Below are 12348 nucleotides of genomic sequence, written 5' to 3'. Positions count from 1 at the left end.
GGGAACGCGATCAAATCAACAGAGCTGACTCATGAATCGCACCGACATCACAATGGACGATGGCCGGTGTCGTCAGACCCCCGGTAGGGGCAATTCGCGAATTGCCCCTACCAGAGAATAGGAAGCCACTTCAATAGCCATGAAGACAGTCTGTCCCGCCGGCCGGCTTAAACAAGCTGCGGACCAATAATCAGCCAGGCGGACACATTCTTCGTCCGACCGCGTCCTTAGCTGCGCTGAGCCAGTTCCCGGTCGATCCAGAACAGACCCTGCGGTGCGTCACCCACCAGCTTCAATCGCTGGACAATGGCATCCACCGAGGCCTCTTCCTCCACCTGCTCATCCACGAACCACTGAAGGAAATTCACGGTGGCCACATCGCCTTCCTGTTGCGCCAGCTTCACCAGGTCAAGAATCCGTTTGGTGATGTGCTGCTCGTGGGCCATCACATCGTCGAACAACTGGGACAGTTTGGTCCAGTTGTCGGGCGGCTGCTGGATGGCCTGAAGCTTCGCCTCGCCCCGGCGGAGCACGATGTAGTTGTAGATTTTCTCAGCGTGTTCTCGCTCCTCTTTCGCCTGGACCTCCAACCAATGAGCTGCCCCAGGCAAGTTGAGCGCATGGCATCGGGCGGCCATCGCCAGGTAAAGGTAGGAGGAATATAACTCGGCATTGAGCTGATCATTCAGGGCCTGTAGCAATTTTGCACTCAGCATGGCGTCACTCCTTTCCGTTGTCACAAGTTACTCAGTTCTTTTGACTTGGCTACGGTCCGGGCACCCTTTCCACAAAAAAGTTCCCGCTCCCGTGGCCTCTTTACGTACTCGTGGGAAATTCATCTATTATTACCCTCGCGGTAAGAAAGGCAACCGCTCGAAAACCCACGCCGGCGAATCAAAATGTGTTCGCCGTTTAAGACGCGACCTGTAAAATTGAGAGTGTTATTTCAACAATGACTCTCGTTTCCGGCCATTTCAGCGCAGACATCACTCTGACAACATCTCGGACCCGGTTTTCCCTGGCCTCACGAACGCGCTCGGTCAAGTAAGAAGGGATTTCCGATGAGCAACCCACAGCCCACCCAGGACCTCTTTGCCCGTCCTCTCGACCTCTCTCAATTGCTGAGCGTCCAGAATCAGGCGATCGTGAGCCGGATCCTCGTGAAACACCCCAGTGGATCAATCACGCTCTTTGCCTTTGACGCGGGCCAGAGCGTGGAGGAGCACACGGCCCCGTTCGACGCGATGATTCACGTGTTGGAAGGTGAAGCCGAAGTGAGCATCGCCGGAGAATGGCATCTGGTGAGTTCGGGCCAGGCCATCCTTTTGCCCGCCAATGTCCCCCACGCGGTACGAGCCCCCAAAGCCTTCAAGATGGTGCTCGTGATGCTCCGTCGGCCTTCTCAATAATCGGGTTTTCTCGGAGGAGCTTTCCCTGCTTTTCATGAGGCGCTCACTCCATCGCGCGGCTAGCGCCGTCGATACTACCTCGCTAACCTCATGTTGCGCCATTAAACTTTCCATACTCTGCGAAATACGCATACTACGAATCTTATCGAATTTATCCAATACTTTTCGTCGATGCCGCCGATAGCGATACCGGCGAAAGATTCTTCCGCAGGAGTCCGACAGATTTGCCACCCCACCCAGCCAAGTGTGCTTTCCCACCTGAATGCCAAGGAGGTTTTGAACATGAGAAAAACCGCGTTCTCGACCGCCGTTTTCGGCTTATGTAGCTCGGCACTGCTACTGATAGGACTGTCTTCCCTTCGCGAACCGCTTCCCGTCCTGGCCCAGAACCGTTCTTCCGAAACCTCTGTCCCGGCTACCGAAACGCTTTCTTATGAATCCGAGTGGGAGGAGTCCGTGCTGGCCTCCCACCAAGACGTGGCAGCCAATGATCCTTTCAACGGAGCCTGGGACACAGGACCCGTACCAGATGATGCCCTTGCCGCCCAAGAGTCTGCTTCCTCGGCTCCATCGATCGATCCCACCAGTGGTTATCGCTATTATTACCGGTTCACGCCGGACCATAAGGATTTTGTGCGGATTGAGGATTCTGATGGCTGGCGCGAAAAACACAATGATCCCGACAAGGCAGAGTTTGCTAGCTCGGACGATTCTCTCTCCGGAAATCCTGACAAGCCCGCCGAACCCACCCTCCCGTCGGACGCGAAACAGGGTTCCGAAACCCTGCAGTACAGCTTTGTCGACGAGTACTCCTCCGAGGAGGCCGCCCGCTACGAAATGGCCCAGGAGAACCGTAGCCAGGCAAGCTATTCTGGCACCCTGGAACTCGCTGAGGACGGCTATTTTCCGTGGTATGAAAAGTACTACTACCTGATGAGCAGTCAGGAGCACGTGGGCACCCGTCCAAATCAGTGTCGTGTTAACGAGGAAAAAACGGCCGAACCCACCCCGGCACCTGCGACTGCCGACTCGGGCGACGCAACCTCCGGCCCCGGTTACAGCTTTGACGGCCGGACCTGGGAACCGGACTACGAGGCCGATGTCGCTGCCGCCTGGCTGTTTGCCGCCTCGCGTAATCTGACGGCTGGGGGCGAAGCCGCCGAGCGTCAGCTCGCCGAAATGTCGAACAGCCGTTCCTTGGAAGAAATGGACTCGCTTCCCGACGAAGCTTATGAAGAATGGGACGTGTATTCCGAGACGACCGATCCTGACTGGGAGGTGATGTCGGATGACGAGGGCCTGATGCCTTCCGAGAACAATCCTCAACGGCACGCCGAGGTGGAATCGAGCGAGAATGGGATGCCCGGTGAAGAAGGGGGCTTCTCCCCCGACGCCATGGACGACGCCGGGGAATACGACTCGTATGACGAGGCGATGGAGGACGACGCCCCCAACGTGCCCGAGGAACCTGCCGCACCTGAGGACGAAACAACCTGGACGATCGTCAATCCCGAGCCGATTGTCTCCTCCTCGGCCGAGAGCGACCGTGGCTACTCATCCACCTCGCTCATTTTTGATACACCTTGGCACGGAGAACCGGGCGAGAACTTCTTATGGGTGGAAAGTGAATCCGCCCCCGACAGCCCAGCCGCGGTCGATCAATCGGCGGAATCGGATGACATGGATTCCTCCTACGGCTGGAACTCGGATGACTGGGACTCGGGCAGTCTGTGGGACATGGATGTTCCCGGGTACCGGACGAGCGATGAGGCCCGTGCTGTGGGCGAAAATCGGGACGTCCAAATAGAAGACCAAAACAATCTGGAGGGCACCTCCGATCCGGCTGGCGAAAGCTCCGAAGGCGGAGATTTCCGGGGCGAAGAACAAGAGGAGACTCCCGCCGAAGCCGGATCAATTCCCTGGGATGAGGCGATTGATGAGCCACTCCCGGATGCCACATATACCGGCGACTACCTGGAGGGATCTTACGAGTGGGAAGAGCCTACTGTCCAGGAGAACGGTAGGGAAATGGACGTGGCTGCACCAGTGGGCGCAAGCGCGGTCCCCGCGGAGAACGAGGGGGTGTCCTTGGGGCGGGTTCTCCGCGGACTGGCGGCAGCCACCCTGGGCGTACTTCCCCGATTGACCTTGCGCGATTTCAGCCTGGGAATCCCCACCAACATGCAATGAGTTGTTGAGCTCGAAGTTCCCTGCCTGAACCGCCCTCCTGCTTGGCCCGAGTGGGAATCTCCCACGTCGGGCCATTTCTTTGCGCTGCCAGCCGGAAAAGTCCGGTTGTGGAATCAAGAATGGCAGTTATGCGATGCAGCGAGTGGGGGAACTTTCCTGGAAAAAAATGTCTCTAATCGTTTGGTAAGTGAAACCGCGGGCTTTGCTGCCAGGAAAAGACTAGAATTTGTATGGGATGCGAAGCCCGTCGGAGATTGCGAGCAAATGGCGGCGAGCGGGGTTTGCCCGCTTCATCCTGACCACATTTTTAGTTTTCGCCATTTTACCCCATCATCCCGGTCGAAAGTTTTTGCTTGGCAAATGCACGATTCCCAAGTTAAAATGGCCATAGTCCTCCAGAGTGTGGAGTGAACGCTCGTCGCATTGGGTGACCCGATACAGTGGTGGGGGACACGACATCGGTCCTCAGCCGTTTGTTTGTAGGGCGTCGGAGAAACGGAACCATGGTGTGCACGCGATTGATCGTGAGAATGACGGTCGGCCTGATGGTAGCATTGGGCGTGATTGGGTCGCTTTTGTCGGTGGCCACGGCCGATGAAGCGGCCGCACCTCAGGCCCAGTTGGAGCTTTTCCAGGCGGCGGACGGCAACCAGTACTTTGCGGCTGTTCTTCCGCCAGTTCCGTCGGTGCAGTCGGGCGGACGTCACATCGTCGTGCTGGTGAACACATCGGCGGCCCAGACGGGAGCCGTGAGGGAGAAGTCCCTGGCTGCCCTTCAGAAGTTTGTGGGAGAGCTATCGCCAGAAGATCGCGTGCAGATCGTGGCGGTGGACCTTAAAGCGGTACCGATGCACCCGGACTTTGTGGCCCCGGGAAGCCCCGAATTTCGGGCCGGTTGGGAAAAGCTCCAGAAGCGAGCGCCGCTCGGCTCGTGTGATTTGGGGGCTGGGTTGCAAGCCGCCATTGACGCCCTAAACAAGGCCCCGGCAGAGGGGCGCACCCTCGTCTATTTCGGCGATGGTCTCAGCCGTGCCCACCTGCTCTCTTCGGAGGAAATTGCAAATCTGGCCACCCAACTGTACGACGCCCGCATCCCGGTGAACGCCTATCTGATCGGCGCGCAGCGCGATGTGGGATTAATGGCCTCTTACGCTACGCACACCGGTGGCAGCCTGGTCATCGACTCTCCTGAAGTTGACGCAGCAGCGGCCGCCCAGCAGTTGGCCAGCGCGGTCCATGCAACGGTCGTCTACCCGGCAGAAGCGCGTTGGTCAGACAACGTCGCAGAAGTCTATCCCCAGCGGTTGCCCCCGCTTCGGTCTGATCGTGAGACAGTCGTCGTAGGCGCGCTCAAGGCCGCAGGACCGGTCGAACTCACTGCAAAATTACCGGGCGGCGAGCACAAATGGGTGCTGCAGGGAGCAGCTCATCCACAGAACGGTTATCTTGTGAAGCTCGTTGAAAGCGCCCGAAACACCGGTGGAAGTGCGGTGCCCGTCCCTGGTAAAGACGCCCTTCTTCAGTTGGCTGAAAATGCCGAAATCAGCGTTTACAACCTGACAGAACTGGCGCGTCAGGCGTTGGAGCTGAACGACGTGGCGTCGGCTCAAAAGATGGCGGAAGCGGCGCTCGCTCAGGATCCTCAGAACCAGGCAGCGAGGAAGATTCTGACGCAGGTGAGACAGGTTTCTCAGGAGGTGGCAGCTCCCGCAGCCCCGGCCCAAGCGGCTCCTGGCGCGGCGCCGGCGCAACGCGCAGCGCCACAGGCCCCGGCGGCGGACTTGAACCTCGTCGGTCCGCCCGCCCCACCGGCCGCGCCGGCGGAAATGCCTGGGGCGCTGGCCGCCCAGGTGACGATTGATCGCCAGATCTTGGCCGAGGCGATCAGCAAAGATGTCCAAGCAGCGATCAACCAGGCCCGGCAAATGATGGGCACAAACCCCGAGACAGCCCGGGATCAGCTCAAGCTCAAACTGGACGAGGTGAGCCGTGTTCCGGACCTCGATCCCGAGGTGCGGGACCAACTCCTCGATCAGATTCGGACGGCAATTCGACAGGCAGATGTGCGTGTGGTGGAACTGAATGAGCAGCGTCGCCGAGCAGCCCAGCTCGAAGCCCAGGCCACCGAACGCCGTCTCATCGCCGAAGGATTGCTTCTCAAGGAACAGAAGATCACCCAGCTCATGGACCGGTTCAACTCGCTCATGAAAGAGGGTCGGTACGAGCTGGCGGAAGTCGAAGCCGCTGGCGAAGCGGAAAAACTGACGCCGGACCTGCCCACGCCGCTTCTCGCCCGACACATGGCCAGCCAGGTGGGAAACTTCGAGAAAGCCATGCTCCTGCGCGAAGCGCGGCAAAAAGGCGTTCTGGACACGCTTTATCAGACAGAGCGGGCCCATGTCCCCACACCCGATGAACCGCCAGTTGTGTATCCCGATGCCCAAACCTGGCAGGAGTTGACCGCCCGCCGCAAGGAGCGCTACCAGAGCATGGACCTGGGAGCTTCGAGTCCCGCGGAGCGGAAAATCCTCTCCGAGTTGAAAAAACCGACCGAACTGGACTTCGTGGATACACCTCTCTCCGAAGTGATCAACTATCTCCGCGATCGACACCAAATCGAAATTCAACTGGATAAGAAAGCGCTCACGAATGTAGGCGTGGACACCAATACGCCCGTCACCAAGAGCCTTCGGGGAATCTCGCTGCGATCGGCCCTCCGCCTGCTGTTACGCGATCTGGACCTCACCTACGTCATTAAGGATGAGGTGCTGCTCATCACCACTCCGGAACAGGCCCGGAACGATCTCGTGCTCAAGGTGTATCCCGTGGCCGACCTCGTCGTTCCACCGAACTCCATCGGTGGTGCCGGTCTCGGGGGCTGGGGCGGCGCCGGCCTCGGTATGGGTGGATTTGGCGGAGGATTTGGGGGCTACGGAGGAGGATACGGCGGAGGATTTGGGGGTCTTGGTGGGTTCGGCGGAGGATTTGGAGGCTATGGCGGATTTGGCGGCGGGTTCGGTGGTCTGGGTGGAGGATTCTTCAACGTACCGAATGCCGCGGGTAACGGCGGTTTCCGGGCGTTCAGTGTCCAGGATGACCTGAGCAAAACGCCCGACGGCCAGCCCCGTCAAAACGCTTTGCCCCCCATCCTGAAAGTGACCGACGATGTCCTCAACGGCCAGATTTCCCGAAGTCAATCACCGGCCGATCTCTGGGACTCCGTCTTTGCCCAGGGAACAATCCCAGCTAAAGATGTCCGTGAGGCGGTCCGCCGTCTGGTCGCCGGTCAGAAGTTTGAACACGTGACCGCCCTAATACACTCCGCCCTGCGGCACAACCAACCGCAGCCCTGGATGTATGAGGGTTTGGCCTTAGCCCTGGAAGCGCAGGGTGGTTCACGGGAGGAGATCGAGCGAGCCCTGATGTCGGCTGCCGATTTTGCTTCTGACCCCATGGACTTCCTCGTCCTGGGAATTCAGCTCGAGCGACATGGTCTTGAGCAGAGAGCGCTCGCCATGTACCGTCAGGTGGCGAACCTGATGCCAGAATGGCCGGAACCCTATGTGGCGGCGTTGCGGTTGGCCCAAAAGCTCAACGATCGCGAAGCCCTGAAGTGGTCCACCGTGGGAATCCTCTCCCAGGTCTTCCCGCAAAAGCATCAGGACGTGTGGCTGAATGCTTTGCGAACGGCCAAGGCCCTTCTCGATGAGCTCAAAGTTCAGAGTCCTGAAGAAGCCCAGAAGTACGAACAGGCCCTCAACGAGGCCGTCGCGCGGGATTGCATTATCGAGGTCTCATGGGTGGGTGAGGCGGACCTGGACCTTCTTGTCGAGGAACCCGGGGGAACGCTTTGCTCGCTCCGCAATCCCCGAACCACATCCGGTGGTGTCCTGGTGGGGGATGTGAGCAGCCAGGCAGGCCGGGAAGCCAGCGACGGTTACAAAGAGTATTACGTCTGCCCGCGGGGATTCAGTGGAACGTATCGCGCAGTGGTTCGCCGTGTGTGGGGCAACGTTGTCGGCGGTAAGGTCAAAGTGACGGTGTACCTCCACTTCCTGACAGACAAGGCCCAGTCCCTCACCAAGACCATCCCGCTCAAGGGCGATGAGGCCTACATCCAGTTCGAGCTTGCCGACGGCCGGCGCAAAGTCCCGCTGGCTGAACAGCAACTCGCCAGTGCCGTCATGAACCAGATTGATCTCCGCAACCGCATTCTGGCGCAGCAACTGGGTGACGGGGGAAATGCCCCACAGGTGGATCCCAGCTCGATGGCCTCGTTCGTCCAATCGCGAACGGACGGCGGGGCGGGTGTTAACCCCGTCTGGCCATTCATCCCCGTGCGGGGTGGTGCTGTTGGTTATGCCCCGCAAATTACGGTTATCCCAGAGGGAACCATGCTTACCGCGGCTGCCACAATCTCTGCCGACCGCCGTTATGTGCGTGTGAATCCTTATCCGGTGTTCCAGGGTATCAGCCAGGTCAATATCTTCAACTTCGTGACAGGGGAAAGCGGGCAAGGCCTAGGTGGCACCGGTGGCCTCGGTTTCGGCGGTCTATTTGGTGGTGGTTTCGGCGGTGGCTTCGGTGGCTTTGGCGGGGGTTTCGGTGGTGGTTTCTTCTGAAGTCTGACCTCCGATACCTTCCCGACCTGAACCGCCCGACCTTCTTGACCTGAAGCATTTGAGAAATGGAGACGCTCACTCAGGCGTCTCCATTCTGTTTTTTACTTCCTCAGACGAATCCATTCTGCCTTTAAGTCGGGAGGAATCGCGATGATCACGCCGTCGCGATTGGTCTGCGGTGTCACATCAGCCCAACCCTGCCACTTCCCGCCCACCCATCGGCCAACCTCAGCTTGAGACTTCCCTGCAAGTTCGCCTGGCAGCCGCACTTCGCTCGCACCAGTGGGAATCAGCCACCATTCTTTTGCCTCGTGCAGTCGCTCACCCTCTGTAACCGGCATGAGAATAATGTGGCCGTCCGCTTCGACGAGCATCCGATCGTCCCACAGTATGCGTCCCGCCCCTTCAACGGTGATCGGTGTCGCCGATTGATCCACAGCCACCATTCCTGGATGCCAGCCCGGCAAACGCATGCTCACCGTGTGTCCATAGGGAAGCGTGGCGGTAAACGCGACGTCCCGATCCTGTGCATTAACAAAAACGTAGGCCTCGCCATCGACCAGAGGAACGCGAAATGCCTGAATAGCACGAATGTCCGGCGTGATCGTGATCCGGGCAATCTGTACCCTCTCGATAACCTGCCGCCACCTGTTGCGAAGTTGCTTCACAAGCTCGTCTCCTTGTGTTCCTGCTCGTCCCGCGGTTTCCAGTTCCCTTTCCCAGAGAATCGCCAAAGATCGGGAGTGCTTTTTCAGTATCTGTTGACTTGTCGGACTTACTTCCCCGGGGATGATAACCAACCGCACGCCATTCAGGGTTTGCTCGTCGAGCGCATTGTCTCCCGCAATCGCAAAGTCCACCCCCAGAGTGAAAAGAACGCGACTGGCGAGAAGAACCACCTCCCGAGCTGCGGCAGCACGTTCCGGCGGCACGCTATCGGGAGAAATGACAAGCACAGCGGGCTTCTCCCATTTGGGGGTAAGGCGAGAAAGTAAACCCGACGACGCCCGATAAAATCTCAGCGACGATCGCTCCGTACCATCACAACTGCGCAGGAGTCCCCAGGGAAAGACGCGATCATCGTCATCCCGCCAGCACCAGTTCCTGGCAGCGCACCCACCCAGAGCAAACACGTATTGCGGAAGTAACAGAAAGAGCCGCTCTTGCTCCGCCACCGATCGCCGAATATGGTACCCGTGGGCACCGCGATCTTGGTCCCAGGCGGGATGTGTTTTCACGCCGAATTCTCCGATTGCCAGAGATTTACCCCTAAGCCGCGAATCAATCCATTTGACGGTCGGAGCAAATTCTTCCAGATCCACTTGGGGTGGGCCAAAATACCCGACTTCCGCCACATCCAGCCCGTCGAGCGTCCTGCGGAGATCAAGCCCGCCGACCGGCCTCTGGTAATACTCGCTGATGATCGGATGCCGCTGGTCCACTTCACGAATGGCAGCCACGAGACGCGCGTTCCAGCGCTCTGTCTGGGAATATTGCCAGGCCACCGAGCGTTGCTGATCATTCTTGGGGTGTAACTGATAGTCCCCATTGAGATAGTAGATAAGCCCATCCAGATGTTTGTACCGTTCCGCGAAGGTCCTGGCGAACCTGGCCTGTCTCTCCAGGGTAGCCTCGTCCACAGCTACATCCTGGCCGACAAACAGCCCCGCTCGATAAATCATCCCCACCTTGCTTGCCAAATAAAGCATGGCGTCCAGTTGCCGCCATTCGGATTCGCTCAACTCGTACGGATCATGCCACCAGGTTTGCAGATTGGCGACGAAATCGATGGCAGCGTCACGCATCCTCTGAAGGTTTTCCGCCCAAAACAGGCAGTCGCTTTGACTGGGCGACAGAAACCAGTTAGACCAGGTCGTGGTCCCGCAGAGAAATCGCGGCCGACCACGCAGACGGAAATAATTTTCCTTGTAATCAAAGTCGATCTTTCCTGGTACTGAACGGCCATCCCAGATGACAAACCCGGTCCGCCCATAATCCAGCACATGACCGTCCGCCGTTTGCACCGTCACATCGAGCTGGTACAAGCCCTCACTCAAAGGTTCCGACTGGAAATGGGCCTCGAAGTTCTCGCCCGGCGCTAAGCGCGGTATGTCACCGGTAATATCCAAAACGATTCCATCGTCCTTCTCCCGGTTCGCCTCCGTAGAGAATGGAAGGCCGACCTGCCGCACCACGATGCGGAAGCCGCCAGAGAACGTCTCCTTGCCAGAATTCTCCACGATAAAGGGCACCCGGGGCTTTTCGTTTGGTCGGAAACAAGCCAACTCTGCAGCAAGCTGACTCAAGTAAACCCCCGTTCGCATCCGCTTGAGAAGCGGTACAAGCACGCCCTGGCGAAATTCCGGAATCGCCGGAAGATCAACATCTTCCACGCCGAAGAAAGCCCATTGGGACCCACGGAACGGGCCCGCCACATGGGTCATGAGCGCCCCAGCCGTTCCGCAACGGCGGCCCCAGCGATCGTAAGCGTGCACGATGGGTTGCCACCGCGCCTGCCTCCGCAGCACCCCGACAGCAGAATATCCTGTCAAAGGCTTTTCCGTTTTCCACGTCCAATCGCCAGCTCGCAGCTCCACCACATCCTGCAAAGGCGCGTCGGCATCAAACAGCCCCAATTGCCAGGGGCTCACCTCCAGGCCGTCTTCTGTCCTGCCGAAATGGGTATTGACCACCGGCGAATATTCCACCGCTTCCAGTTGCACGTCGTCAAACCAGGCGATCCCTGCCGCCTGATAGAGTCCCAAACGCACTTCGACGCGATCAGCACTCGGCGGTACTGTCAACAAGGCCACCACCCTCCGCCAGTCCTGAGTTCCCCGCAGATTGGCATAATCGCGCGGCTCGATCCACTTTTCCCCGGCGAACGGATACACCGCCAGAAAAGCGTAGCCCGACCCAGTCACGTTTTGGGTCTTGATCCATCCAGAAAGACGCAGCGTTTGCCCCGGCGTCACATCGTTGACAATCTGCGAGACAACAGCACTCCCCTGTTTCGTGAGACTGATTTGCGCGGCTCCCTGACCCGAATGCGTTTCCCCCGCAACCCATCGACAATTTTCCGGCGAAGACCTGCGCCAGGGGGACTTGTCTGGCGATTCGAGGGATTCCTCGAAAGACGAATCCGCCAGAAGGGGTGTGACGCTTGCCGGCTGTCCCGGTGTTTGGGCCACCCATCCCGATTTCGAGCGCCTCACGGGTATATCGAAGGCATAACCACCGAATGTGAGTAAGTCCGCTCCCTCTGCTAAAAACCGCAACAAAGTAGCACGGGCTTCGGGCAAATAGTATCGAGAATCAGGGAAGACAAGCAGTGAGACACCTTTGTAAGTTCCCGGGCACCAGCCGGGCGCCAACTCCTCCCAGGTCATGAACTCCGTCCGATAACCCGCCTGCTCCAACGCGTTTGCAACCGCTCGAACGTCGACGTGAGAGGTGAATCGCGGAGTCGCCGGTTCCACAATCACCGCTACACTCTCTCCGGGAAGTGCCTCCCCGCGGGGTGTTCCCCAGAAGGCCGCAGGTTCCACAACCACGTCACGAAACCAGCATCGTCCTTGTGCCTGATGCAGTCCGAGCCTTATTTCCATCCGGAAAGCGCGCCGATCAGTTTGCCCTTCCCATGTGAAAATTTTCCAGTCCTGCGTCCCGCTGACCTGAGCGAAGTCCGTAAAACCGAGAAGCTGGCCCCATTCGTCATACTGGTACACGGCTGCGTAGGCATACCCAGCTTGCCGGAGTGGACGCACATCTTCGCATCGCACGCTTGCCCGGATCCTTACCAACTCCCGCGGGGGTACAAAACATCCGGCAACAGCCACTGTATCCGGCCGATCGCAAAACAGCGTTACCCGGCCATCGGGCTCGGCCATCACTTCGGCTCCCGCGAGCTCCCAATCGTCGCGCTCGATTCTCCAAGCAATCGCTGGCTCTTCTGCCCACGCTGACTCATTGAGCACTTCACCTGCGATAACAAAGATCAGTCCCAAAAAGAACCACAACGGGCGGATGCCAGTGGCTCTCTTAATCTTTATCCGATGAGACTCTTCGCGAACCGTCGCTTTCATAGCGTCCACCCTTTCGGATCCACTCGCGGACTAGTGTGAAGT

5 protein-coding genes are annotated in these 12348 nt (G+C 58.7%); 3 read left to right on the top strand and 2 right to left on the bottom strand.

Annotated elements, in window-relative coordinates:
- Window positions 1–227 precede the first annotated feature (227 nt).
- On the bottom strand, window positions 228–716 hold the full coding sequence (locus ABJK56_RS03705; RefSeq protein ID WP_347243319.1) for a ferritin: 489 nt from the start codon (window positions 714–716) through the stop codon (window positions 228–230).
- 345 nt (window positions 717–1061) lie between these two features.
- Between ABJK56_RS03705 and ABJK56_RS03700 the strand changes: the two genes are divergently transcribed.
- The 3 genes from ABJK56_RS03700 (at window position 1062) to ABJK56_RS03690 (ending at window position 8221) form a co-directional block, all read left to right on the top strand.
- Complete coding sequence (locus tag ABJK56_RS03700) at window positions 1062–1409, top strand: cupin domain-containing protein (protein ID WP_347243318.1); 348 nt, start codon at window positions 1062–1064, stop codon at window positions 1407–1409.
- Between the two features lie 282 nt (window positions 1410–1691).
- Entirely contained in the window at window positions 1692–3599 is a 1908-nt protein-coding gene (locus tag ABJK56_RS03695; protein WP_347243317.1) for a hypothetical protein, read from the top strand.
- A gap of 503 nt (window positions 3600–4102) precedes the next feature.
- A complete protein-coding gene (locus ABJK56_RS03690) occupies window positions 4103–8221 on the top strand; it encodes a hypothetical protein (RefSeq protein WP_347243316.1) in 4119 nt (1372 codons plus the stop codon).
- A 101-nt stretch (window positions 8222–8322) separates the two neighbouring features.
- On the opposite strand, the gene ABJK56_RS03685 is transcribed toward ABJK56_RS03690, so the two are convergent.
- Complete coding sequence (locus ABJK56_RS03685; RefSeq protein ID WP_347243315.1) at window positions 8323–12306, bottom strand: hypothetical protein; 3984 nt, start codon at window positions 12304–12306, stop codon at window positions 8323–8325.
- Window positions 12307–12348 lie beyond the last annotated feature (42 nt).

Source organism: Thermogutta sp. (genome assembly GCF_039793925.1).
GTDB lineage: Bacteria > Planctomycetota > Planctomycetia > Pirellulales > Thermoguttaceae > Thermogutta.
The sequence above is the reverse complement of the archived record's forward strand: the minus strand, read 5'-3'. Positions and strand labels throughout refer to the sequence as shown.